Genomic DNA, 23027 nt, shown 5'->3' on the forward strand with positions numbered 1-23027 from the left:
ACACCGATGGCGATGCATCGGGGGCCTTCGTTTGCCGGCGTCTTCAGAGCACGGTCAGCATGCTGGCGACCAGGGGATGGCGGACGATGTCGGTGTCGCTCAGCCGGACGACGGCGATGCCCTCCACCGCCTCCAGCCGGCGCGCGATGTCGGCCAGACCCGACAGGTTGTCCAGAAGGTCCGTCTGGTCGGGGTCGCCGGTCAGGACCATGGTGGAGTGCCAGCCCAGCCGGGTCAGCAGCATCTTGATCTGGGCGTAGGTGCAATTCTGCGCCTCGTCGATCACCACGAAGGCGTTGTTCAGGGTGCGTCCGCGCATGAAGCCGACCGGCGCGATCTCGATGGTGCCGTCGGCCATCAGCGCGCGCAGGCGCTTGGCGCCCAGCCGCTCGCTCAGCGCGTCGTAGAGCGGGCGCAGGAAGGGAGCCATCTTCTCGTGCATGTCGCCCGGCAGATAGCCGATGCTCTCGCCCGCCTCGATGGCCGGGCGGGAGAGCACGATGCGGTCGACCTTGCCCTCCTCCAGCGCCTCCACCGCGGAGGAGATCGCCAGATAGGTCTTGCCGGTGCCGGCGGGGCCGAGCGCCACAACGAGGTTATGGTCCTTGATCGCCTCCATCAGCCTCTTCTGGTTGGGGCTCTGGGGCTTGACCTTGCGGAGATAGCTCTGGTCGCGGCGGTCGTCGCCGCCCACGGGGTCCCAGCCGGCGGCGGGGAACAGTGGGTGGACCGTCGACTCGGACGCTGAAACGGCGCTGCCTTTGGTCTGGCGTTTGGCCATATCGCTCTCCTAACGTCACGTTGGTGGGCGGCGGCTCCGGGCACAAAAAAACCTCCCGCGAGCGGGAGGTCGTCGATGCTGCTGTGCAGCAGGGTGGCCGGAGTCTGGCTTGCCGGTGCGAGGCGTGCGTCCCGTCGGCTGCGCCCGTCATGGGGTGCCGGCGACAATCGGACGCTCGGGAACGAAGCAGGATGCAAGCGGACCTCTTCGTCTGAATAGGAACCTCACATCACAAACATAGGTCGCGCGGCGGCGAAGGTCAGTCGAAATTGCGGGCATCGCAAAAGATTCACACAAGATGTTGTGGATGAGCCTCAGAGAGCGGCGGGGCGGCGACGGGCTACCGCCAGAGGCCGAGGGAACCCGGAGCGGCCGCGACGAAGGGATGTGCTGGTCGATCGCAAACCATCTCTGCGGGTGTCGCGGCGAGGGAAAGATGCCGCAGCGCGAAAAGGGCATAGTTCCGCAAAACCCTTTGCCCGGCGAATCGAGTTCCATTACCATACTTTGTGGTGAGACCTTTCGCTGACGCAACACATGGACCTCCAGCCCGGACGGGGATGCCCTGTTCCGGCCCGTGGCGCGTGTGTCCGGCGGTTGTCACTCCATCGGCGCCGGGAAAGGCTTGAACGGATGGGGTCCGCGCCGCTAGAACCCGGGTGGTTGACCCTTCCGCCCTGGTGCCTGGCCGATGGCCCCAGACATGCGGACGACACGGATTCGGCAGGAACACAAGCAGGATGGCAGCGGTGAGCAGCGCCAGGCAGGGTGCCGATCGGGACGGTCCGTTCCAGTTGCGGGGCAATTCCTTCACCATGATGGTGCTGAAGGTGAATGATCCGGCGTCGCCGGACTTCTTCACCCAGCTCGCCGTCAAGGTCCGACAGGCGCCCAATTTCTTCCGCAACGCCCCCGTCGTCCTCGATTTCGAGGAGCTGACGGAGGACACCCCGCGCTTCGACATCGCCGCCCTGGTGACCAACCTGCGCGCGCTGTACCTGCTGCCGGTCGGCTTCCGGGGCGGCCCGCGCGCGGTCCACGAGGGGGCGCTCGCCGCCGGGCTGACCCCGATGCCCGCCGGGCGCGCCGCCAAGCTGGAGTCCGCCGCGCCCCCCGCCGCCGACCCGCAGGCCGGCGCCGCCGCGATCCCGGCCCCGCCGCCCGAACCGATCTACCGCCCGGCGCTGCTGGTGACCGAGCCGGTGCGCTCCGGCCAGCAGATCTATGCCGAGAAGACGGATCTGGTCATCACCGCCCCGGTCTCCCCCGGCGCGGAGGTGGTGGCCGACGGCAACATCCATGTCTACGGCGCGCTGCGCGGGCGGGCGCTGGCCGGCGTGTCCGGCGACACCAACGCACGCATCTTCTGTCACAGCCTGGAGGCCGAGGTCGTCTCGGTGGCCGGGCTGTACCGCGTCAGCGAGGATTTTGGGAACGACGTGCTGAAGAAGCCGGTGCAGATCTTCCTGCGCGACGGCTATCTTCACATGGAGCCCCAGTGATGACGCTTTTGAGCGCTTTCGGTCGAACGGCCCTCTGTGCGAGGACGGTGTCACGCAAAGCGTGCCCGGCACAGACCCCGATCTGCGTAACCCGGTAACCGGACCTTGGCGGCAACATTTAGGAACGTGGGAGAAGCTCCGTTGGGCAAGATCATCGTCATGACTTCCGGCAAGGGCGGCGTCGGCAAGACGACCTCCTCCGCCGCTTTCGCGACCGGACTCGCCTTGCGCGGCTTCAAGACGGTCGTCATCGATTTCGACGTCGGGCTGCGCAACCTCGACCTCATCATGGGCTGCGAGCGGCGCGTGGTGTTCGACTTCATCAACGTCATCAACGGCGAAGCGAAGCTGAGCCAGGCGCTGATCAAGGACAAGCGCATCGACAACCTGTCGATCCTGCCGACCTCGCAGACCCGCGACAAGGACGCCCTGACCCGCGAAGGCGTGGAAAAGGTCCTGAACGAACTGTCCAAGGACTTCGACTACATCGTCTGCGACAGCCCGGCGGGCATCGAGCGGGGCGCCTTGATGGCGCTGTACTTCGCCGACCACGCGGTGATCGTGACCAACCCGGAAGTCTCGTCGGTGCGCGACAGCGACCGCATCCTCGGCGTGCTGGCTTCGCGCTCGCGCCGGGCGGAGCAGGGGCTGGAGCCGGTGACCCAGCAGCTCCTCCTCACCCGCTACGACCCGGAGCGGGTGGAGCGCGGCGAGATGCTGAAGGTCGACGACGTTCTGGAGATCCTGGCGATCCAGCTGCTCGGCGTGATCCCGGAGAGCCAGGCCGTGCTGCGCGCCTCCAACGTCGGCATGCCGGTCATCCTCGACGAGGCGTCCAACGCCGGCCAGGCCTACCTGGACGCGGTTTCCCGCTTCCTGGGCGAGGATGTCGAGCACCGCTTCGTCACGCCGCAGAAGAAGGGCCTGTTCAGCCGCCTCCTCCGGAGGTCCGCATGAGCATCTTCAGCTTTTTCCGGTCAGCCCCGCGCGCGTCGGCCGTCCAGGCCAAGGAGCGTCTCCAGATCGTCATGGCGCACGAGCGCGCCGGGCGGACGGGGCCGGACTATCTGCCGATGCTCCAGCAGGAGCTGCTGGCGGTCATCGCCAAGTACATCGACATCGACCAGAACAAGGTCGAGGTGAAGCTGGACCGCGGCGGCGACTGCTCGACCCTGGAGCTGAACATCGAGCTGCCGGCCCGCGAGGCCGCCGCCAAGGCGCTGAAGGAAAGCGCCAAGCTGGCGGTGGCCGGCAACCGCCCGGCGGCCAAGGACGGCGACGAGTCCGACGCGGTCAAGCTGGCCGCCGGTGGCTCCCTGACCAACGGCGGCGTCAAGAAGCGCCGCTGAACGTCCCGTGTGTCCGGTGAATCGATCCCGCCGCAGCCGGCCCGCTGCGGCGGGATTTTTCATGCCCTCCGGGAGGGGCGCCGCGCGGTCATAGGCCGCAGCTCCCGGCCGGGCTGGACTTCCGTGCGGGTTTACCTCCGCCGTTCGAAGAGGTATCAACGGATGAGAGCCCGTCAGGGACCGGCCCTCACCGGCCAAACCCTCACCGGGCAGCGTTGCGGCAGTGAGGGAGTGGCGGCCGATGTTCTTCGAATGCTCGCGGCTGATCGACGGCAACCAGCCGCGCCTGTCCAACGGCATCACCGTGACCGACGTCGACGGTGACGGGGCATTCGAGCTGGTGGTCACGGGCTACGCCACCAACAACCTCATTCTCAAATGGGACGGCTCCCGGCTGGTCGACATTGCCGGGCCGCTGCTGGCCGACCCGTCGGGCTGCGCGGTGGCCATCGCCGCCGCCGACGTGGACGGCGACGGGCGGGAGGAGCTGTATGTCCTGAACTCCGACCGGGCGAGCGGCCCGAAGGAGATGGGCGACCGGCTGTTCGCCTGCTTCGGCAAGCACTGGCTCGACCTGCTGGCCCAGCCGGAGAACGCCGGCATGGCGAACCGCGTCGCCGGACGCTCGGTGATCGCCATGGACCGGCACGGCCATGGCCGCTACGGATTCGTCGTGGCGGCCGACGGCGGTCCCTTCCGCCTGTTCGAACTGAGCCGCCGCGGGCGGCTGGAGGATGCGGCGGAAGACGCGGGCATCGACCTGATCGGCGCCGGGCGCGGGCTGCTCGCCCTGCCGTTCCTGTCCGACCGCGTCGACCTGTTCGCCTGCAACGAGGGTGGGCCGAACTTCCTGTTCCGCAATCTCGGCGACGGCACCTACGAGGAGATCGCCGAGGAGCGCGGCGTCGCCGATTCGCGTTTTGCCGGGCGGGCGGTGACCGCGGTGGACGGTCCGGGCTATGGCGGGTTCGGGCTTCTGGTCGGCGCCTGGGAAGGGCCGCAGCGCCTGTTCGTCCAGCGCTCCGGCGGTGGCTTCGTCGACGAGGCCGATCCCGAGATGTCCTTCCCGGGCCGGGTGTCCAGCGTGATCGCCGCCGATTTCGACAACGACGGCTACGAGGAGCTGTTCTTCAACCTGCACGGCGAGCCCAACCGCCTGTTCGCGTGGCGCGACGACCGCTGGCAGTCCATCGACCTCGGCGACGCGGCGGAGCCCAAGGGGCTGGGCACCGGGGCGGCGGTGGCCGACATCGACGGCGACGGGCGGCTGGAACTGCTCGTGGCCCACGGCAACGGGATCGGCGCCGGGCACGGTGGGGGGCATGGCGGCGGGCATGGCGGCGGATCGCCGCAGCCCCTGTCGCTCTACCGCACGGCGGCGAACCACAACGGGTGGCTGCGCGTGCTGCCCCTGACCCCCTACGGCGCGCCGGCGCGCGGCGCCGTGGTCACCTGCACGGCCAACGGGCGGCGGCAGGTGCGCTCCGTCTGCGCCGGGTCGGGCTATCTCTGCCAGATGGAGCCGGTGGCCCATTTCGGGCTGGGCAGCGCCCGCGGGGTGGAGCGGCTGGAGGTGCGCTGGCCCGACGGCATGACGGCCATCGTCGAGAATCCGCCCATCGGCCGGCTGCTGACCGTTCCCTATCCGCCGGAGTGAGCGGGCGGCGCCGATGGTGCGTCCGGGAAGCGGTTGAGCTGAATCATATTTCCGTCCGGCAATAAATTTAATCTTTTGTATAACTCGTCGGGTCTTTACTTTGCGGCGTCCGCCAGGGCCCGACGGGAACGCGCGGACGGGGAGATGTACGCCCTGTAACCGACCGCGAACCAATAAGGGGGCGCCGGGCTCTCGGCCCGCGACCGCAGGCACATGGCACACAGCGACGTTCTCAGCCCCGGCCCCCGCGACCGGACGCTGACCGGGGTCGAGCGGTTCTTCGACGCCGACGAGGTCATCGTTTCCAAGACCGACCTGAAGGGCCGGATCACCTACGCCAACCGGGTGTTCCAGCGCGTCGCCGGCTACAGCGAGGCGGAGCTGATGGGGGCGCCGCATTCCATCGTCCGCCATCCGGACATGCCGCGCTGCGTGTTCAAGCTGCTGTGGGACACGCTGGGGGCGGGGCAGGAGATCTTCGCCTATGTCGTGAACCGGGCGCGCAACGGCGACCATTACTGGGTCTTCGCCCACGTCACCCCCAGCTGCGACGTCAACGGCCGGCTCGTCGGCTACCACTCGTCGCGCCGGGTGCCGGACCGCAGCGCCATCGACAAGGTGGTGCCGCTCTACCGCACGCTTCTGGACATCGAAAACCGCCACGAAGACCGCAAGCAGGGCATGAACGAGGCCTTCGCCACCGTTGTCGGGCTGCTGACGGAGAAGGGGATCGGGTATGACGAATTCGTCTTCTCTCTCTAAGGCGTTCGGTCTGGGGGCGGTCGCCGCGCTGTTCGTCGCAGCGCTGTTGGTGACCGATGCGCTGGACTTCGGCGGCGCGCCGCTGCGCCTCGCGATCGGGGCCGCGGCGCTGGCCGCGCTGGTCGGCGTCATGCTGTGCATGGTGCGCGCCCGCGCCGCGGTGGGGCAGGCGGTGGCCGTCTGCCAGGCGGTGTCGCGCGGCGACTTCGAGGCGCGGGTCGTCAATGTCCGGGAGAAGGGCGACCTCGGCGAGCTGATGCACGCCCTGAACGACTCGATCGACCGCACCGACGCCTTCATCCGCGAGGCCACCGCCTCGATGAGCTACGTGTCGGCCAACAAGTATTTCCGGCGGATCGTGCTGAAGGGCATGCAGGGCAACTTCCTGCACGCCTCGCGCACCATCAACACCGCCACCGACGCCATCGCCGCCAAGGTGAAGGGCTTCGCCGGGGTGACCGACCGCTTCGAGACGCAGATCCGCGCGGTGTGCGAGCAGGTGTCCGGCACCGCCCACCAGCTGGAGATGTCGGCCCGCACCATGGAGACCGACGCCCAGACCGCCACCGGCAAGGCGTCCTCGGTCGCCGCCGCCGCGTCGCAGACCGGTTCCTCGGTCGGCAGCGTTGCCGCCGCGACGGAGGAGCTGTCCGCCTCCATCCGCGAGATCGCCCGCCAGGTCGAGGAGGTCGCCAAGGTCGCCGCCAACGCGGCGGGCGAGGCCGAGCGTTCCAACGCCCTGATCGCCGATCTGTCGGGCGCCGCCAAGACGGTGGGCGAGGTGGTCACCCTGATCAACGACATCGCCAGCCAGACCAACCTCCTGGCGCTCAACGCGACCATCGAGGCGGCCCGCGCCGGCGAGGCGGGCAAGGGCTTCGCCGTGGTGGCGCAGGAGGTCAAGCGGTTGGCCGACCAGACCGCCAAGGCCACCGGCGACATCGCCGGCCAGATCGCCGGCATCCAGTCCTCCACCGACGTGGCGGTCGCCTCCATCGTCGGCATCGGCCACACCATCCAGGACATCAACCAGATCGCCGGCGGCATCGCCGCGGGCATCGGGCAGCAGGGCTCGGCGATCCAGTCGATCGTCAGCAACATGGATCAGGCCGCCGCCGGCACCCGCGCCGTCACCGAGGACATCCAGGACGTCACCACCGCCGCCGAACGGACCAGCGGCACCGCCCACGAGGTGTTCGCCGCGTCGGAGCGGATGACCGTCCAGGCCGACCGCTTGACCCGCGAGGTGCAGCTTTTCCTGGACGAGATGCACAAGGTCGCGTGACGCTTTTTTGTGCAATGTCCCATTGTTTGTCCGAAAAATTGCACTTGCTTATAAGGTAGGCATTGATTAGCGACCCGGCATTTGCTTGTATGCTAAGCAGTGTCGGGGCGGCGCAATGGGTCCATGCGACCTTTTGCCTCATTTTTTAGGAGAAACCGGTGTTTTTGTTGCGGCGCACGCGGTGCGCGGGGTGCGGTGCGGCAGGGCCGCTGCCGCATGTGATTGTTCGGACTCCATTATGACGCCGAATTCATCACAATTTCGAAACTGACATCTCGAAAACGTTGAGGCCAATCCCGGGAGTTTGCGTGAAAACGCAGGCTTTCCAGGGCTTTGCGCGTCCTGATGGTTTCAGAAGGGCGGTTGGCACAGCGTTTGATGGTTAGACGTCTAAAAAAGATATCCCACCCAAACTCACAGAGGTGCTCGGGATGAGTGTGGCCGGAAACGAACTGTTCGAGCTTTCCCGGGGCGTCCTGGATGTCGCCTCCCGGAAGGTGTCTTTGATCGAAGACATCACCCGCCGCACCAAGATGCTGGCGATGAACGCCCTGATCGAAGCGTCGCGGGCGGGCGACGCCGGGCGGGGCTTCGCGGTGGTGGCGAACGAAGTCTCCGAGATTTCCAAGCAGGTGAACACCATCACCAAGGAGCTGCGGTCGGAGATCGTCTCCCGCGTCGATCACCTGACCACCACGGGCAGCGCCATGGTGCAGGAGATGCACGGGCGGCGTCTGGCCGACCTGTCGCTGAACATGATCGAGATCATCGACCGGAATCTGTACGAGCGGTCCTGCGACGTGCGCTGGTGGGCGACCGACAGCGCCGTGGTGGACTGCGCCGCCGACCCGACGGAGGTGAACCGCCAGCACGCCTCCCACCGTCTGAGCGTCATCCTGGAGTCCTACACCGTCTATCTCGACCTGTGGATCGCCGACCTGAAGGGCGAGGTGATCGCCACCGGCCGCCCCGGCCGCTACCCCGGTGCCCAGGGCGCCCGCGTGGGGGATGAGGGGTGGTTCCGTCAGGCGCTGGCCACGCGCAACGGCGGCGAGTTCACGGTGGGCGACGTGTCGCGCAACGGCCGCCTGGAGGACCGTGTAGTCGCCACCTACGCCACCGCGATCCGGCGCGGCGGCGAGGCGGACGGCGATCCCATCGGCGTGCTGGGCATCTTCTTCGACTGGGAGCCGCAGGCCGCGGCCGTCGTCCAGGGCGTGCGGCTGGAGGATGAGGAGCGCTCCCGTTCGCGCTGCCTTCTGCTCGACGCCCGGCACCGGGTGATCGCCTCCTCCGACGGGCGCGGCATCCTCAGCGAGACCGTCCAGCTCCGCCGCAGCGGGGAGAGCATGGGTCATTACGCCGACGGAACTGGACGCACCTACGGCTATGCCCTGACGCCGGGCTACGAGACCTACAAGGGGCTGGGCTGGTACGGGGTGATCGTGCAGGACCCGGACCCGCGCCAGCAACAGACGCCCGGGCCGGCAACCGCAGGTATGAATGGACGGATGGGAATGAACGGGGCCGGGCTTCACGGGTAAGGCTGGCATTCCCACCCTGCTCTGGTCATCGCGGCGGGTTTGCTTACACTTCGGGTCCGCCGCGTTGCTGGAGAGTTTCATGTCGTCCACCGCCCGCCGTCTTTACGTCCGCCGCGATACCTTCCCCATCGCGGGGACCTTCCGCATATCGCGCGGCGCCAAGACCGAGGCCGAGGTCGTGGTCGCCGAGGTGGTCGAATCCTGCAAGCGGGGCCGTGGGGAGTGCGTGCCCTACGCCCGCTACGGGGAGTCGCTGGACGAGACGGTCAAGACGCTGGAGTCCCTGGCCGGGGCGGTGGCGGACGGGCTGGACCGCGAGCGGCTGCGCGCTCTCCTGCCGCCGGGGGCCGCGCGCAACGCGCTGGACTGCGCGCTGTGGGACCTGGAGGCCAAACAGGCGGGCAAACCGGCGTGGCGGCTCGCCGGCTTGCCCGACGCGCCGAAGAAGCTGACCACCTGCTACACGCTGAGCGTGGACGAGCCCGCGGCGATGGCCGCCTCCGCCAAGGCGCGGGCGGCGGACCATCCGCTGCTGAAGATGAAGCTGACCGGGGAGGGCGACCTCGACCGCGTGCGCGCGGTGCGCGAGGCCGCCCCGACCACCCGCCTGATCGTTGACGCCAACGAGGCCTGGACCCTGGACATGCTCCGCCGCTTCGCCCCGGTGCTGGCCGATCTGGGGGTGGAGTTGATCGAGCAGCCGCTGCCCGCCGGCGAGGACGAGGCGCTGCGCGGCATCGATTGCCCCGTGCCGCTGGGCGCCGACGAATCCTGCCACGGGCTGGACTCGCTCAGCCGGTTGAAGGGCATCTACCGGGTGGTGAACATCAAGCTGGACAAGACCGGCGGTCTGACCGAGGCGTTGCTGCTGAAGCAGGCGGCGCAGGAGTCCGGCTTCGACATCATGGTCGGCTGCATGGTCGCCACCTCGCTCGCCATAGCGCCCGCCGTGCTGCTGGCCCAGGGCGCGCGCTACGTCGATCTCGATGGCCCGCTGTTGCTGGCCGAGGACCGCACGCCGGCCCTGCATTATGACGGCGGCACGCTGTGCCCGCCAGCCCCCGAACTCTGGGGATGAGCGTCCCGGCCGGCAACCTGCTGGCGGGCTTGCCGGACACTTCGCTTCCGGACGAACTTTTCACGACCCTGGCGGAAACCGCCGCGTCCTCCGGGGCGGTGCGCATCGAGCGCATCCTGTCCACCGGTCAGGCGTCCCCCGACGGATTCTGGTACGATCAGGGCTGGGACGAGTTCGTGCTCGTCGTCCAGGGCGCCGCCCAGCTGCAGCTTGAGGGCGAGGCCGAACGGATGCTCGGACCCGGCGACTGGATGATGATCCCCGCCAAGCGGCGCCACCGGGTGGCCTGGACCGATCCCGCGGCCCCGACCGTCTGGCTGGCCGTCCACATCGGCGAACAAAAACAACCGCCGCAAGCGGCAGGGCAGGGGAAGAACCAATGACCATCGACATCGCGCGCGCCCGCGCGGAGACGCCGGGCACCCGGCACGTCGTCCACTTCAACAACGCCGGTGCCGCCCTGCCGCCGCAGCCGGTGCTGGACGCCGTGACCGCTCATCTGGCGCTGGAGGCCACCATCGGCGGCTACGAGGCGGGCGAGCGCGCCGCCGACCGGCTGGAGGGCGTCTACGACTCCGTGGCCCGCCTGCTCGCCTGCTCGCGGGAGGAGGTGGCCCTGGCGGAGAACGCGACGGCGGCCTGGGGCATGGCCTTCAACGCGCTGGCCGCCCTGCCGGGGGAGGGCTTCCGGCCCGGCGACCGTATCCTGACGGCCCGCGCCGAATACGCCGCCAATTTGATCCCGTTCCTTCAGGCCTCCCGCCGCACCGGCGTGACGGTCGAGGTGATCCCCAGCGACGAGACCGGCCAGACCTCCGTCGCGGCGCTGGAGGCGATGATCGGGGAGCCGGGGAAGGGGCCGGTCAAGCTGATCGCCATCACCCACATCCCGACCAACGGCGGGCTGGTCAATCCGGCGGCCGCCATCGGGCGGGTGGCGCGGCGGCACGGCATCCCCTATCTGCTCGACGCCTGCCAGACGGTGGGCCAGATGCCGGTGGACGTCGAGGAGCTGGGCTGCGACTTCCTGTCGGCGACCGGGCGCAAGTTCCTGCGCGCGCCGCGGGGCACCGGCTTTCTCTATGTCCGCAAGGACTGGCTCGACCGCATCGAGCCGTACACGCTCGACCACAGCGGCGGCGCGCTGGCCGGGCCGGACCGCTACACCATGCGCCCCGACGCCCGCCGCTTCGAGATGTGGGAGAGCAACACCGCAGCCCGGCTCGGTCTGGGGGCGGCGGTGGATTACGCGCTGTCCTGGGGGCTGGAGGCGATCCGCGACCGCGCCTTCGCGCTGGCGGACAGGCTGCGGCACGGTCTGGGCGCGCTTCCCAGCGTGACGGTGCGCGATCTCGGGGCGGAGCGCTGCGCCATCGTCACCTTCACGGTGGATGGCCATGAGCCGCGGGCGATCAAGGCCGCTCTGCGCGGGCAGGGGATCAACCTGTCGGTGTCCTCAGCGCCCTCGACCCCTTTCGACATGGAGGCCCGCGGCCTGAGCGAGGTCGTTCGCGCCTCTCCGCACTATTACAACGACGAGGCGGAGGTCGAGCGGCTGCTGGCGGCGGTGAAGGCGCTGTAGGCGCTACATCACCGACTTCACGACGTCGGCCACCCCGTCCGCGTAGCGGTCCCAGGTCAGTCCGGCCAGGAAGGCGGCGCCCGCCCGCCCGATGGCCGCGGCGCGGGCGCGGTCGGCCCACAGACCCTCCAGCGCCGCGACGATCTCGTCCACGTCGCTCTCGCCCCAGCCATCAGCGCCGAAATTGGTCCGGATGGTGCCTTGCCGGGTCAGCGGGACGCAGCGGTCCGCCCCGATCAGGTCGAGGTGCCCGGTGTTGGCCGACAGGATGGCGGGGATGCCGCAGGCCATGCATTCCATGGCGACGAGGTTGGTCCCACCCTCGCCGCGGTTGGGGAACAGGCCGACGTCGACCTCGCGCAGGATGCGGGCCATGTCGGCGTTGGGCACCGGGCCGAGGTCCATCACCTGATCGGGCGGCACGCCGTTGGCGACCGCCCAGCCCGCGCCGTCGAACTGCCCGTTGTCGTGGAAGGGCACCGGCGCCACGGCGGGGTTGGCCTCCAGCGAACGGGCGCTTTCCGGCCAGGGGTTGTGCCACGCCGTCAGCAGCAGCGCCTCGGGATGGCGCTTGGCGAAGGCGCGGAAGCCGAGCAGGGCGAGGTCCTGCCCCTTGCGGAACTCCGGCTTGCCGCCGGAGAAGACGACGAAGCGGTCCTTGAACCAGCCGATCTTGGGAGCCGGGTGGAAATGGGTGGGATCGACGCCCTGCAGCACCGTCCGCACCCGCCCGATCCCGGCGCCGGTCAGCACCCGCTCGACGAAGCTCGACCCGGCGACGATGGCCGCGCAGTGCTCCGCCCGCGCGCGGCCTTCCGCGTCGATGGCGCTGTCCTCCAGATAGCAGACGCCGACGGTGGGCTGGCCCTTCACCGTCACCCCCTCCACCGACCGGCTGCCGACGAGGTTGTTGCCGAGCCCGCGCAGCACCGGCACCGACACGCCGATCTCCTGCCCGGCGTGGGGCGCGATCTGCCGGCACAGCGCTTCGGATTCGCGGACGAAGCCGGCCATGCGCCGCCATTCCAGAGGGGACAGCGCGATGTCCTCCAGCCGCAACGGCAGCGAGCAGACCGGCACCAGCCGCCCGCTGCGCGTCCAGCTCAGCGCCAGTTGCAGCCCATTGACGCCCCAGCCGCTGTAGCTGGACAGGCCCCATTGGATGACGGTGGGCTGCGCGGTGGGCATGGGATGCGCTCCGGGTTGGTGTTCCCTCGCCCCTCCGGGGAGAGGGTGGCCCGGAGGGCCGGGTGAGGGGGATGCGCTTGTGCCGGACGTAACGACACGCGCAACCCCCTCACCCTAACCCTCTCCCCGGAGGGGAGAGGGGAAAAGTTGAGGGGAGAGAGGAAAATCACCCGTGCCGCGCGGTGGGGGAGACGTCGCCCATGGATTCCGACACCGGGGCGTAGGGCTCGTCCATCAGCCCCTCGACCTTGGCGGCCATGATGAAGTCGTTCTCGTGCAGGCCCTTGATCTTGTGCGTCCAGAAGGTGACGGTGCAGTGGCCCCAGCCATAGAGGATCTCGGCGTGGTGGCCCTCCGCCTCGCACAGGTCGCCGACGCGCATCGCGAAGTGCTGCGCCTCGCGGAAGTTGGCGAAGCGGTAGTCGCGCTCCAGCCGGTCGGGGTCCGGCCTGATCGACCAGCCGGGGACCTGCACCAGATAATTTTCCGCCATGGCGCGGTCCATCGGGGGAATGCCGCCGCGGCAGGGTTCGCAGCTCTTTCCCGCCAGCTCCTGGTGTGTCGCCATCTCGCGTCCTCCGGTGTTGTTGGTCTGGACTCCTCGTTTTGAACAATGCTGGGGCCAAAGCCTCCCAAGGACAAGCCTCCCGGCGGCAAGCCTCACGACCAGCAAGGGACGCGCGCATGACGGACCTGCCCTTCGCCGATTACCAGCAGCCCACCAAGACCAGCGCCGGGCCGCGCCTCGCCATCGTGGGGGAGGCGCCGGGGGCGGAGGAGGCGCGGCGGGGCGTGCCCTTCGTCGGGCGCAGCGGCCAGCTTCTCGACGAGACGCTGAAGGCGGCGGGGGTGGAGCGGGCGGAATGCCTCGTCGCCAACGTCTTCCGCCACCAGCCGCCGGGCAACAAGGTCGGGCATTTCTTCGCCTCGCGCACCCGTGCCAAGAAGGAGGGGCGGGCGCTGGACGAGCGCTGGGGGCCGTTCGGCACCTCCGACTGGGTGCTGGCGGAGTTCTCCGGCGAGATCGAGCATCTGCGGCGGACACTGGAGGGCTTCGCCCCCCGCGTCATCGTCGCGCTCGGCCGCACGCCGCTGTGGGCGCTGACCGGCCTGAACGGGATCATGCAGCTGCGCGGCACGGTGCAATCCTGCCGCCTCGTGCCGGGGGCGGAGGTGGTGGCGACCTTCCACCCCAGCTACATCCTGCGCGGCCAGCTCGCCGAGCAGCCGACCTTCCTGGCCGACCTGACACTGGCCGCCTCGCGGCTGACGGCCTGAGCGCCGTTACGCCCGCTCCGCGGCCTCGGCCAGACCGAGGAAGGCGGGAAGCTCGTGGGTGATGACGTAGGTCGGGATGGGGGCCAGGAAGTCGCGCATCCGGCCCTTCTCCATGAACCGCTTGCGGAAGCGGGAGTGGGTGAACAGGGTGCCCAGTTTCGGCACGATGCCGCCCGCGATGTAGATGCCGCCCCGTGCCCCCAGCGTCAAAGCGAGGTTGCCCGCCACGGTGCCGAGCATCGCGCAGAACATCTCCACCGCCTCCACGCAATGCGGGTTGGTGTTGGCGGTCGCCGCGTCCGACACCTGGGCCGGGGTGAAGGGCTCCGGCTCCTGGTGGTCGAGGACGCACAGCGCCTGATAGAGGTTGACCAGCCCCGGCCCGGACAGCACCCGCTCCGCCGATACATGGTCGAAGCTCTTGCGGAGCTGGGCCAGAACGGCGCTCTCGCGGTCGCTGACCGGCGCCATGGTGACGTGGCCACCCTCCGCGGCGAGCGCGGTCCAGCCTTCGGGACCGGGAACCAGCCCCGACACGCCCAGCCCGCTGCCCGGCCCGACCACGCCGACGACGCGGCCCGGCACCGGCGCTCCCTCGCCCACCTGACGGACGTCGGCGGCGGTGAGGCGGGGCACCGACAGGGCGACGGCGGTGAAGTCGTTGATGACGGCCAGCCGCTCCAACCCCAGCCTGCCGCGCACCTCGGCCGTGGAGAAGGACCAGCCGCGGTTGGTCATCAGCACCTCGTCGCCGGTCACCGGGCCGGCGATGGCGAAGGCGCCGCGGCTGGGCCGGGCGTCCGGCGGCATGCCGCCCAGATAGGCCAGCGCCGCCGCCTCCAGCGAGGGGAAGTCGGCGCAGCGCAGCACGCGCGAACCGTGGATGCCCGTGCCGTCGATCAGGCCGAAGCGGGCGTTGGTGGCGCCGATGTCGGCGACCAGGGTGACGGGGCCGGAAACGGCATTGCTGTCTGTGGTCATAGAATCAGTTTCACCCGTACGGCGCGCGCGTCAAGGCATCGACGTAGCTTTCCCGCCACCAGCCGATGTCGTGGCTGCGCAGGATGCGCATCATCGCGGCGTGGCGCTCCTTGCGCTCGGGCAGCGACATGGTCAGGGCGCGCTGCAGGGCGTCAGCCACCGCCTCGATGTCGAAGGGATTGACGATCAGCGCCGAATCGAGCTCCCGCGCCGCCCCGGCGAAGCTGGACAGCACCAGCACGCCGGGGTCGTCGGCGTCCTGGCAGGCGACATACTCCTTGGCGACGAGGTTCATGCCGTCGCGCAGCGGGGTGACCAGCCCGACATGGGCGGTGCGGTAGAAGCCGGCCAGCACGCGCCGCCCGAAGCTCTTGTTCAGGTAGCGGATCGGCACCCAGTCGAACTCGGCGAAGCGCCCGTTGATGCGGCCCGACAGCTCCGACAGCTCGCGCTTGATGGCGATGTATTCCGGCACGTCCTCGCGGCTCGGCGGGGCCACCTGGAGGAAGGAGACGCGGTTGCAATGCTCCGGATAGGTCGCCAGGAGCTGTTCGAAGGCCTGGAAGCGCTGCGGCAGGCCCTTCGAATAGTCCAGCCGGTCGACCCCGATGATCAGACGCCGCCCGACGAGGCTTTCCTTCAGCCGCTGGGTGTGACGGGAACGCACGGCGGTCTCGGCGATGCCCACCAGATTCTCGGTGTCGATGCTGATGGGGAAGGCGCGGGCCAGCAGCGTGCGGCCGAAGGCGTGGATCAGCATGCCGCCCTCGGGGCCGCGGTCCTCGACCTCGCCGTCCAGCTCCTGCCGGATGTAGTCGGCGAAACCGCGCAGATCCACATGGGTGTGGAAGCCGACGAGGTCGTAGGCGCACAGCTCGCGGATCAGCTCCCTGTGATTCGGCAGGGCCACCAGGATTTCCGGGGCGGGGAAAGGCGTATGCAGGAAGAAGCCCATGCGCTGGGTGCAGCCGCGCTGGCGCAATTCCTCGCCGAAGGGGATCAGGTGATAGTCGTGGACCCACACCATGTCGTCGGGGCTGAGCAACGGGACCAGCTTTTCCGCGAAATAGCCGTTGACCCGCTTGTAGCCCTCGCGGGTGCGGCGGCTGACCTCGATCAGGCCGACACGGTAGTGGAACAGCGGCCACAAGGTCTGGTTGGCAAAGCCGTTGTAATATTCCTCGAAGTCGCGGCGGCTGAGGTCCAGCGTCGCATAGGTCAGGCGCCCGACGTCGGTGCGCCGGGGCTCGCTCTGCGATTCCTCCTCGACCACCGTGCCGCTCCAGCCGAACCAGATGCCTCCGGTCTTCTTCAGCGCGGCCAGCACGGCCACGGCGAGGCCCCCGGCGGCTTGCTTGCCTTCATCAATGGGGGCGACGCGGTTGGATACGACGACCAGTCTGCTCACGTGGGTGGTTCTCCGGTGCCGGACGGCCGCGTGGTTGGGCGGCCGAATGGCGCGTGTCGGGGCGCACCCCGGGACGCGCAGGGACAAAACGACCGTGTGGGGGGTTGGTTCCCTATCGGTCGAATGGGTTATGCCGAAGGACCGGGGTGGGTTGGCGGACGCGCCGCCAGCCCCAGATTGTGCGGGAGCAGGACCGGGATTCTGTGTGCAATGCAGCATAAGCGGCTGTTTGCGCCACGACGAAGCTTTGTCTTAACTTTGGTTAAACCATTGAATGACATGCAAAAACATTTTCCCTCTTGATCCCTGAGCGGGACGTCATCATATTGTGCAGTGCGGCATTGATCGTGTCTGCGACACGGGCGGTGCCGTAACGCACTTCTTGGGCGTTTCCTCCCTAGACTCGGGCCGGGGCCTTTGCCCCGGCCTTTTTTTGTGCGCCGTCCAGGGCGGGGAAGGTTGGTCAGCGCGGCGCAAGGGGGCCGGGCGGCAGATGGGCGATGTTGTCGACCAGCTCGTGCATGTGGCGGGTCAGCACGGTCAGGAAGGGCAGGCGCGACAGCGTCGCCTCGTCCATGTAGAGGTCGCGGCTGATCTCGATCTGGAGCGCGTGGATGCCCTGGCGCGGGCGCCCGTAATGGCGGGTGGTGTAGCCGCCGGCGTAGGGCGCGTTGCGGCTGACCGTATAGCCCAGGCCGCGCAGGAAGCGCTCCGCCGTCTCGGTGACCGCGGGTGCGCAGGAATTGCCGAAACAATCCCCCAGCACGATGTCGCTGCGCCGGTTGTCGCGGTCGCCCAACCCGGGGGAGGGCATGGAATGGCAGTCGACCAGCACCGCGTGGCCAAAGCGGGCGCGGGTGTCCTCGACCAGCCGGCGCAGCGCGGTGTGGTAGGGGGTGTAGCATTGCTCCACCCGGCGCACCGCTTCGGAAAAGCGCAGCTTGCCGCGGTAGATGTCCTCGCCGTTGGCGACCACCCGCGCGATGGTGCCCAGCCCGGCGGCGACGCGCGGCGAGCGCGTGTTGACGTAGGGCGGCAGGGCGTCCGCGAACATCTCCGGGTCCAGCTCGTAGGCCTCGCGGTTGACGTCCAGGAAGGCGCGGGGGAACAGCGCGCGGATCAGCGGAATGCCCAGCGCCGGGGCGCCCGCGAAGATCTCGTCGACGAAGCAGTCTTCCGACTTGCGCAACGCGCGCGGGTCGAGCCGCGCCGCCGCCAGGAACTCGGCCGGGTAGCGGTTGCCGCTGTGCGGCGAGGCCAGCACCAGCGGCTTGGTCTGTTCGTCCGGGGCCAGAAGCTCGAAGGCCGGCTCCGGTGTGGCGGCGTCGACGGATGCATCCATGGCATGTGATGTAGTGGACCCGGACGGCTCTGTCACGCACCGTCCCGCTCACGCCCCAACAGAGGGAGGGGCGGAGCGTCCCGTTGGCGGAAAAATACGACGGGTCCGTCGCCGGGCGGCAAAAAAGTGAAAACGAGGCTTGCCAGACCCCCGGGATGATGGTACACCCCACGCCCACGCCGGACGGGACGCAAGACGGATGCCGAACCCCGAACCGACCGGCGGCACGGATGGGCGCGTAGCTCAGCGGGAGAGCACTACGTTGACATCGTAGGGGTCACAGGTTCAATCCCTGTCGCGCCCACCATCCTCGAAGGCCGGAACCCAGACGGGTTTCCGGCCTTCGCCATATCCGGGCCTTGCCATTCCGCCGGGCCTCGCCATTCTTCTGGGCAGGCGGCCCCCGCCCCGCCGGGCGAGGGCCTTGCCCGTCACGCCGCGTTGCGGTGCGGCGCCAAGCCGTGCGCCAGGGCCGCCAGATCACGCTCCAGCATCGACTGGTCGGCCTCCGGCAGGCTGAACTTCACGTGCAGCTGTCCCGGCTCGCAGGACTTCACCAGGAAGGGCACGGGGCGGGACAGGCCGGAGGCCCGCAGGGTGCCGGGCGTGCCAACCGTCATCATGGGCGCGTCCAGGATCATCGCACCGCCGGACGACAGGTTGACGATCCGCGCCGCCTTTCCCGTGCCGGCGCCGGCGCCGTCAATGGTGCAGGGCAGGTCGACCCGCAGGCGCGGCTTGTGGCGGCGGTCGACGTCGCTGGTCGCGGTGCGCACCACGCGAACCAGGACGCTTTGCAGGTCGTCGATGCTCCGCGCCACGTCGTCGGCGACGGCGCGCATGCCGCCGGCCCGCTCGCCGGTCTGGTTGGCCTCCTCCGACACCAGAGCGATCCGGCTGGACACCTCCTGGGCGGCGTGGCTGGTCTCGTTGACGGTGCGGGCGATTTCCCGGGTGGCGGCGTCCTGCTCCTCGACCGCCGCGGCGATGGAAGAGGAGATGTCCGACACCTGATCGATGCTCGCGGCGACCTCGCTCACCCGATCCACCGCCTGCCGGGTGACCGACTGCACGTCGGTGATCAGCGCCGCGATCTCCTCGGTGGAACGCGCGGTCTGGCTGGCCAGGTTCTTTACCTCCCCGGCGACGACGGCGAAGCCCTTGCCGGCCTCGCCGGCGCGCGCCGCCTCGATGGTGGCGTTCAGCGCCAGCAGGTTGGTCTGGCTGGCGATGTCGCCGATCAGCCGGGCCACGGCGCCGATGCGCTCCACCGCCGTCGACAGATGCGCGATGATCGCGCTGGCGGAGCTGGCCTTCTCCACGGCGCTCCCGGTCACCGCCACCGAGGCGGTCACCTGCCGGCCGATTTCCTGGATCGAGGCGGACAGCTCGTTGGCGGCGGCGGCGACCGTCTGGGCGTTGGCCAGGGCCTGGCTCGCCGCGGCGGCGACGGTCTGGGAGTTGTCGCTGACCATCCCGGCGGAGGCGGCCATCGCCTCGGCGTTGCCGGCCATCTGTCCGGCGTGCCGGGCGACCTGCTCAACGGCGGCGCGGGTCTCGCGCTCCACCGTGTCGGCCATGGCGGCCAGCGCCCGGCGCCGCTCCTCCTCGCCGGCCTCGCGGGCGCGCTCCTGTTCGGCGCGCAGGCGCTCGTTCTCCAGGCCGGCTTCGCGGAAGACGCGCACGGCATCGGCCATCTGGCCGATCTCGTCGCGGCGCCCGTCGAATCCGACCTCCATCCGCAGATTGCCGGCGGCCATGCCGGCCATGGTCAGCCGCACCCGGTCGATCGGGCCGATCACCGCCCGGCGCAGGAAGACGATGGAGGCGACGATCAGGAGCAGCGCCGCGGCGGCGGCGGCGATCAGCAGGGTTTCCAGCGTGGCCGTGGCGGACTCGATGTCGGTCACCGCCGCATCGAGGCCGCCCAGACGCTCCTCGCGGACCTGCTCCATGGTGGAGAGGAGCCGCTCCATCTCCTTGTCCATGCTCTCGGCGACCGCGTCGAACTGTCCCATCATGGCGTTGCCCGCTGACGGGCCGCCCTCCACGTAGGTTTGGGACATGCGCCGGCCCAGCTCGTAGAAGGGCGGAAAGGCGTCGCGGGTGGCGGCGATGCTCCGCACCATGTCCGTCAAATCCAGTTCCTGGGCGATGGCGTGGGCGTTCTCGGCGTGCTGGGTGAAAGCCTTTGCGAACTCCTCGGCCTTGGCGGGCCCGTCATCCAGACCGTCCAGCCCGCGGGTCGCCGACACGTCCGTCAACCACTGCTGAACCTGCGCCACATCGTAACGGATGTTGGCGATCGACTCGCTCAGCGGCACGATCTTGCGGCTCACCGCGTCGACGGTCTGGCGGACGTGGGAGAGATGGCGCTCCTGCAGCGATGTTTCTTTCCCGACAAAGAACGTTGCGATCGCCATGACGGAAAAAACGAACACAGAGGTCAGCGTTGCCTTTCGTCTGATGGTCATGGCGTGCAAGACATTCATAACAATGCTCCATTCCATATATTGCCGAGTTCTGCCTGCGGGCGACGGCTGTTTCGACGGGACAATTCATTCAATCATGCATGAAATCAAGTTTACCGTTGTTCCTATTACGAACACCAGGGATGCGCTTTCCATATGATCGAGTCTTAAAACTGGCATGAGGTGTTGATTCTTGGCAATTGGACGCTCGACGGATGATGTTCGTTCAGGAAAATGTTGTTTGGTGTCATTGTTTTTTGTTTGTCGTTCAATGATCGGTATTTCCCGTCTGTGAGAACTCATTTCATGTCTCGCCCCCGGTCATTCCGTTGCTGGCGCGCAAAGAAAAAGGCCCTCCCCCGCGAACGGGGAAGGGCCTCCGGAAAAGGGCCTGCGATGCGCGCCGGTTGACGCGCCGGCTTAGCCGGTGGTCTTCGCCTTGGCCTCGATGCGGCGGCGGTGCAGCACCGGTTCGGTGTAGCCGTTCGGCTGCTCGCGGCCCTTGAAGACGAGGTCGCAGGCGGCCTGGAAGGCGACGCTGCCGTCGAAGTCGGCGGCCATCGGGCGGTAGAGCGGATCGCCGGCGTTCTGCTTGTCCACCACGGCGGCCATGCGCTTCATCGTCTCCATGACCTGCGCCTCGCTGGTGATGCCGTGGAGCAGCCAGTTGGCGATGTGCTGGCTGGAGATGCGCAGCGTGGCGCGGTCCTCCATCAGCCCGACGTTGTTGATGTCCGGCACCTTGGAGCAGCCCACACCCTGGTCGATCCAGCGCACCACGTAGCCGAGGATGCCCTGGGCGTTGTTGTCCAGCTCCTGCTGGATCTCCTCTTCCGACCAGTTGGGGCGGTCGGCCAGCGGGATGGTCAGGATGGCGTCCAGGCTGGCGCGCTCGCGGCGGGCCAGCTCCTCCTGGCGGGCGGCGACGTTGACCTGATGGTAGTGCAGGGCGTGCAGCGTGGCCGCGGTGGGCGAGGGCACCCAGGCGGTGTTGGCGCCGGCCTGCGGGTGGACGATCTTGGCGGCCAGCATGTCGGCCATGCGGTCGGGCATCGCCCACATGCCCTTGCCGATCTGGGCGTGGCCCTTCAGCCCGCAGAGCAGGCCGGTGTCCACGTTCCAGTCCTCATAGGCCTTGATCCAGGCGGACGACTTCATGTCGTTCTTGCGGATCATCGGGCCGGCTTCCATGGCGGTGTGCATCTCGTCGCCGGTGCGGTCGAGGAAGCCGGTGTTGATGAACACCACGCGCGCCGCCGCGGCCCGGATGCACTCCTTGAGGTTCACCGTGGTGCGGCGCTCCTCGTCCATGATGCCCATCTTCAGCGTGTTGCGCGCGATGCCCAGCGCGTCCTCGACGCGGGCGAACAGCTCGTCCGCGAAGGCGACCTCCTCCGGCCCGTGCATCTTCGGCTTCACGATGTAGACGGAGCCGGCGCGGCTGTTGAGGCGGGGGCCCTTGACGTCGTGCAGCGCGATCAGCGAGGTGATCATGCCGTCGAGGATGCCTTCCGGCGCCTCGCTGCCGTCGTTGAGCAGGACCGCGCTGTTGGTCATCAGGTGACCGACGTTGCGGATCAGCATCAGACTGCGGCCGGGCAGGGTGATCGTCTCGCCGTTGCGGCTGGTGTAGCTGCGGTCGGGGTTCAGCCGGCGCTCCACCGTGCCGCTGCCCTTGGGGAAGCTGGCGGTCAGGCCGCCGGTCATCAGGCCCAGCCAGTTGCGGTAGGCCAGCACCTTGTCCTCGGCATCCACGGCGGCGACGGAGTCCTCGCAGTCCTGGATGGTGGTCAGAGCGGATTCGAGCACGAGGTCGGCGACGCCCGCCGCGTCGGTCTTGCCGATCGGGTGGCTGCGGTCGATGCGGATTTCCATGTGCAGGCCGTTGTCGGCCAGCAGGATGGCGGTCGGGGCGGACGGCGCGCCGTTGTAGCCGACCAGACGCTCCGGCTCGGCCAGGCCCGTGCTGCGGCCGTCCTTCAGCGCGACGACGAGGCGGCCGTTGTCCACCGTGTAGCCGGCGGCGTCGGCGTGCGACCCGTCGGACAGCGGGGCGGCGCGGTCCAGCACGTCGCGGGCGAAGGCGATGACCTTCTCGCCGCGCTTCGGGTTGTAGCCGGCGGTGCGCTCCGCCCCGTCCGTGTCGGGGATGGCGTCGGTGCCGTAGAGCGCGTCGTACAGGCTGCCCCAGCGGGCGTTGGCGGCGTTCAGCGCGTAGCGGGCGTTCATCACCGGCACGACGAGCTGCGGGCCGGCGGTCGTGGAGATCTCCGGGTCGACATTCTCGGTCGTCACGGCGAAGTTCGGGCCTTCCGGCAGGAGATAGCCGATCTCCTTGAGGAATTCGGTGTGGGCGGCGCGGTCCAGCGGCTGGCCGCGGCGGCTGCGGTACCACTCGTCGATCTGGGCCTGCAGCGCGTCCCGCTTGGCCAGCAGCGCGCGGTTGCGCGGGGCCAGATCGTGGAGGATCGCGTCAAGGCCCGACCAGAATTGCTCCGGCGTCACGCCGGTGCCCGGCAGGGCTTCGTTCTCGATGAAGCGGTGAAGCTCCGTGGCAACTTGCAAGCCGCCAACCTGAATGCGTTCCGTCACCATTGCTGCTCTTTCCTTCCGAAGTCGTAGACACCGCGGTTTTTCGGTTTGTCGTTCTTTGGCTGACGTTTTTTTCACCGCAATCCCGCTCCGGCGCGGTCCGTTCGGTCCGGTGTCCGGCGCGGGATTCGCGCGACAAGGTACACATTCGCGGCGTCGCGGTCTTCCCCGGAATTGTCTTGGCGAATTGCCGCGCTGCGGCGGTTGCGCGGGGAACTCCCCCAAAG

The 23027-nt window shown here is 68.9% G+C and carries 19 protein-coding genes and 1 tRNA gene; 12 read left to right on the forward strand and 8 right to left on the reverse strand.

Going from position 1 to position 23027, the window contains the following annotated elements; translation table 11 throughout:
• Positions 1-43: 43 nt before the first annotated feature.
• A complete protein-coding gene (locus FBZ83_RS22865) occupies positions 44-781 on the reverse strand; it encodes a PhoH family protein (protein ID WP_145679661.1) in 738 nt (245 codons plus the stop codon).
• Positions 782-1521: 740 nt separating this feature from the next.
• Here FBZ83_RS22865 and minC point away from each other — a divergent pair.
• The 10 genes from minC to FBZ83_RS22915 all read left to right on the forward strand — a co-directional run bounded on the left by minC (position 1522) and on the right by FBZ83_RS22915 (position 11540).
• Complete coding sequence (gene minC / locus FBZ83_RS22870; RefSeq protein WP_247888436.1) at positions 1522-2283, forward strand: septum site-determining protein MinC; 762 nt, start codon at positions 1522-1524, stop codon at positions 2281-2283.
• 141 nt (positions 2284-2424) lie between these two features.
• Positions 2425-3240 carry a septum site-determining protein MinD gene (minD, locus tag FBZ83_RS22875; RefSeq protein ID WP_035672130.1) on the forward strand — a complete coding sequence of 272 codons (816 nt, stop codon included), beginning with the start codon at positions 2425-2427 and terminating at the stop codon, positions 3238-3240.
• Positions 3237-3632 (forward strand): cell division topological specificity factor MinE, encoded by a 396-nt coding sequence (gene minE, locus FBZ83_RS32560; RefSeq protein WP_035672133.1) that lies wholly within the window; start codon positions 3237-3239, stop codon positions 3630-3632. The genes minD and minE overlap by 4 nt, the downstream gene beginning before the upstream one ends.
• A 241-nt stretch (positions 3633-3873) precedes the next feature.
• Positions 3874-5289, forward strand: coding sequence for a CRTAC1 family protein (locus FBZ83_RS22885; protein ID WP_145689050.1), 1416 nt, complete (start codon positions 3874-3876; stop codon positions 5287-5289).
• A gap of 213 nt (positions 5290-5502) precedes the next feature.
• Positions 5503-6051 (forward strand): PAS domain-containing protein, encoded by a 549-nt coding sequence (locus FBZ83_RS22890; protein WP_145689051.1) that lies wholly within the window; start codon positions 5503-5505, stop codon positions 6049-6051.
• On the forward strand, positions 6026-7336 hold the full coding sequence (locus FBZ83_RS22895; RefSeq protein WP_145689052.1) for a methyl-accepting chemotaxis protein: 1311 nt from the start codon (positions 6026-6028) through the stop codon (positions 7334-7336). The genes FBZ83_RS22890 and FBZ83_RS22895 overlap by 26 nt, the downstream gene beginning before the upstream one ends.
• Before the next feature lie 431 nt (positions 7337-7767).
• Positions 7768-8880, forward strand: coding sequence for a methyl-accepting chemotaxis protein (locus FBZ83_RS22900; protein ID WP_145689053.1), 1113 nt, complete (start codon positions 7768-7770; stop codon positions 8878-8880).
• 79 nt (positions 8881-8959) lie between these two features.
• The gene (gene dgcA, locus FBZ83_RS22905; RefSeq protein ID WP_145689054.1) at positions 8960-9958 is read left to right on the forward strand and encodes an N-acetyl-D-Glu racemase DgcA; all 999 of its coding nucleotides are present in this window, start codon (positions 8960-8962) and stop codon (positions 9956-9958) included.
• The gene (locus FBZ83_RS22910; RefSeq protein WP_145689055.1) at positions 9955-10341 is read left to right on the forward strand and encodes a cupin domain-containing protein; all 387 of its coding nucleotides are present in this window, start codon (positions 9955-9957) and stop codon (positions 10339-10341) included. The genes dgcA and FBZ83_RS22910 overlap by 4 nt, the downstream gene beginning before the upstream one ends.
• Complete coding sequence (locus FBZ83_RS22915; protein ID WP_145689056.1) at positions 10338-11540, forward strand: aminotransferase class V-fold PLP-dependent enzyme; 1203 nt, start codon at positions 10338-10340, stop codon at positions 11538-11540. The genes FBZ83_RS22910 and FBZ83_RS22915 overlap by 4 nt, the downstream gene beginning before the upstream one ends.
• Positions 11541-11543: 3 nt before the next feature.
• Here the strand turns inward: FBZ83_RS22915 and FBZ83_RS22920 are convergent, their stop codons facing one another.
• Both FBZ83_RS22920 and FBZ83_RS22925 read right to left on the reverse strand, forming a co-directional pair.
• Complete coding sequence (locus tag FBZ83_RS22920) at positions 11544-12728, reverse strand: glycosyltransferase (RefSeq protein ID WP_145689057.1); 1185 nt, start codon at positions 12726-12728, stop codon at positions 11544-11546.
• A 166-nt stretch (positions 12729-12894) separates the two neighbouring features.
• Entirely contained in the window at positions 12895-13296 is a 402-nt protein-coding gene (locus FBZ83_RS22925; RefSeq protein WP_137115825.1) for a 4a-hydroxytetrahydrobiopterin dehydratase, read from the reverse strand.
• A 116-nt stretch (positions 13297-13412) separates the two neighbouring features.
• Between FBZ83_RS22925 and FBZ83_RS22930 the strand changes: the two genes are divergently transcribed.
• Positions 13413-14006, forward strand: a complete 594-nt coding sequence (locus tag FBZ83_RS22930; protein ID WP_145689058.1) for a uracil-DNA glycosylase — start codon at positions 13413-13415, stop codon at positions 14004-14006.
• Positions 14007-14012: 6 nt separating this feature from the next.
• Here FBZ83_RS22930 and glk read toward each other — a convergent pair whose 3' ends face one another.
• The 3 genes from glk to FBZ83_RS22945 form a co-directional block, all read right to left on the reverse strand.
• The gene (glk, locus tag FBZ83_RS22935; RefSeq protein ID WP_145689059.1) at positions 14013-14987 is read right to left on the reverse strand and encodes a glucokinase; all 975 of its coding nucleotides are present in this window, start codon (positions 14985-14987) and stop codon (positions 14013-14015) included.
• Between the two features lie 10 nt (positions 14988-14997).
• Positions 14998-16395, reverse strand: coding sequence for an alpha,alpha-trehalose-phosphate synthase (UDP-forming) (gene otsA / locus FBZ83_RS22940; RefSeq protein ID WP_145689060.1), 1398 nt, complete (start codon positions 16393-16395; stop codon positions 14998-15000).
• A gap of 463 nt (positions 16396-16858) precedes the next feature.
• Entirely contained in the window at positions 16859-17737 is an 879-nt protein-coding gene (locus tag FBZ83_RS22945; protein ID WP_145689061.1) for an N-formylglutamate amidohydrolase, read from the reverse strand.
• Positions 17738-17969: 232 nt separating this feature from the next.
• Between FBZ83_RS22945 and FBZ83_RS22950 the strand changes: the two genes are divergently transcribed.
• Positions 17970-18044 (forward strand) — tRNA-Val (locus FBZ83_RS22950).
• Positions 18045-18168: 124 nt separating this feature from the next.
• Here FBZ83_RS22950 and FBZ83_RS22955 read toward each other — a convergent pair.
• Both FBZ83_RS22955 and FBZ83_RS22960 read right to left on the reverse strand, forming a co-directional pair.
• Entirely contained in the window at positions 18169-20160 is a 1992-nt protein-coding gene (locus FBZ83_RS22955) for a methyl-accepting chemotaxis protein (protein ID WP_247888437.1), read from the reverse strand.
• 468 nt (positions 20161-20628) lie between these two features.
• The gene (locus FBZ83_RS22960; RefSeq protein ID WP_145689135.1) at positions 20629-22800 is read right to left on the reverse strand and encodes a malate synthase G; all 2172 of its coding nucleotides are present in this window, start codon (positions 22798-22800) and stop codon (positions 20629-20631) included.
• Positions 22801-23027: the final 227 nt, after the last annotated feature.

The sequence above is a fragment of the Azospirillum brasilense genome, assembly GCF_007827815.1.
Taxonomy (GTDB): domain Bacteria; phylum Pseudomonadota; class Alphaproteobacteria; order Azospirillales; family Azospirillaceae; genus Azospirillum; species Azospirillum brasilense_C.

What these genes read in the sequence shown, in the direction of transcription:
- FBZ83_RS22910 (WP_145689055.1), top strand. Translation starts at nt 9,955, where the DNA reads ATGAGCGTCCCGGCCGGCAACCTGCTGGCGGGCTTGCCGGACACTTCG.
- FBZ83_RS22955 (WP_247888437.1), bottom strand. Translation starts at nt 20,160, where the DNA reads ATGGCGATCGCAACGTTCTTTGTCGGGAAAGAAACATCGCTGCAGGAG.
- FBZ83_RS22925 (WP_137115825.1), bottom strand. Translation starts at nt 13,296, where the DNA reads ATGGCGACACACCAGGAGCTGGCGGGAAAGAGCTGCGAACCCTGCCGC.
- FBZ83_RS22915 (WP_145689056.1), top strand. Translation starts at nt 10,338, where the DNA reads ATGACCATCGACATCGCGCGCGCCCGCGCGGAGACGCCGGGCACCCGG.
- FBZ83_RS22885 (WP_145689050.1), top strand. Translation starts at nt 3,874, where the DNA reads ATGTTCTTCGAATGCTCGCGGCTGATCGACGGCAACCAGCCGCGCCTG.
- FBZ83_RS22920 (WP_145689057.1), bottom strand. Translation starts at nt 12,728, where the DNA reads ATGCCCACCGCGCAGCCCACCGTCATCCAATGGGGCCTGTCCAGCTAC.
- FBZ83_RS22930 (WP_145689058.1), top strand. Translation starts at nt 13,413, where the DNA reads ATGACGGACCTGCCCTTCGCCGATTACCAGCAGCCCACCAAGACCAGC.
- dgcA (WP_145689054.1), top strand. Translation starts at nt 8,960, where the DNA reads ATGTCGTCCACCGCCCGCCGTCTTTACGTCCGCCGCGATACCTTCCCC.
- glk (WP_145689059.1), bottom strand. Translation starts at nt 14,987, where the DNA reads ATGACCACAGACAGCAATGCCGTTTCCGGCCCCGTCACCCTGGTCGCC.
- FBZ83_RS22865 (WP_145679661.1), bottom strand. Translation starts at nt 781, where the DNA reads ATGGCCAAACGCCAGACCAAAGGCAGCGCCGTTTCAGCGTCCGAGTCG.
- FBZ83_RS22895 (WP_145689052.1), top strand. Translation starts at nt 6,026, where the DNA reads ATGACGAATTCGTCTTCTCTCTCTAAGGCGTTCGGTCTGGGGGCGGTC.
- minE (WP_035672133.1), top strand. Translation starts at nt 3,237, where the DNA reads ATGAGCATCTTCAGCTTTTTCCGGTCAGCCCCGCGCGCGTCGGCCGTC.
- FBZ83_RS22900 (WP_145689053.1), top strand. Translation starts at nt 7,768, where the DNA reads ATGAGTGTGGCCGGAAACGAACTGTTCGAGCTTTCCCGGGGCGTCCTG.
- FBZ83_RS22945 (WP_145689061.1), bottom strand. Translation starts at nt 17,737, where the DNA reads ATGGATGCATCCGTCGACGCCGCCACACCGGAGCCGGCCTTCGAGCTT.
- minC (WP_247888436.1), top strand. Translation starts at nt 1,522, where the DNA reads ATGGCAGCGGTGAGCAGCGCCAGGCAGGGTGCCGATCGGGACGGTCCG.
- FBZ83_RS22890 (WP_145689051.1), top strand. Translation starts at nt 5,503, where the DNA reads ATGGCACACAGCGACGTTCTCAGCCCCGGCCCCCGCGACCGGACGCTG.